Origin of the sequence: Pseudomonas sp. 203-8 (assembly GCF_020708595.1) — a bacterium.
Lineage (GTDB): Bacteria > Pseudomonadota > Gammaproteobacteria > Pseudomonadales > Pseudomonadaceae > Pseudomonas > Pseudomonas aeruginosa.
In genome coordinates this window covers 1-528 of record NZ_JAJFDF010000028.1, presented here as the reverse complement: position 1 = coordinate 528, position 528 = coordinate 1, and the positions used below count along the sequence as shown (strand labels likewise).

The following is a 528-nucleotide window of genomic DNA, read 5'->3' as shown; positions in this document are numbered from 1 at the left end:
ACCGCGAGCGTCGGTGCGGCGGATGACGTTGCCGGCGGCGTCGTGCTCGAAGGTGGTGGTGCCGCTGTCCGGGCTGACCAGTCGGGTCAGGTTGCCGAGGCCGTCGTATTCGTAGCGGGTGGTGACGCCGCGCGGGTCCTTGACCTCGGTGAGGTTGTCCTGGGCGTCGTAGGCGAGTCGGGTCTTGCCGCCGAGGGGATCGCTCTGGCCGACCAGCCGGTCGAGGGCGTCGAAGGCCTGGCTGTGGGCGAACTGGCGCGGGTTGGTTTCGCCGACCGGATTGTCGTTGAGGTCGTAGGCGAAGCTGCGTGTCTGGCCGCCGGCGCCGACCGCACGGAGCAGCCGGCCAAGCTCGTCGTAGGCCCATTGCTGCTGGCGCACCAGGCTGCCGCTGGCGTCCTTGATGCGCTGGGCGGTGCGATTGCCCTTGGTGTCGACGTCGTATTCGAGGCGTTCGCCGAGGTTGTTGCCGATCGCCACCAGGCGCCGTGCGTCGTCGTATTCGTAGCTCAGCCAACTGCCGTCGCC

1 pseudogene is annotated in these 528 nt (G+C 69.1%); it reads right to left on the bottom strand.

Annotation, left to right across the window (positions count from 1 at the left end):
• A pseudogene (locus tag LJF27_RS30345) lies at positions 1-528 on the bottom strand (RHS repeat protein); the annotation flags it as partial.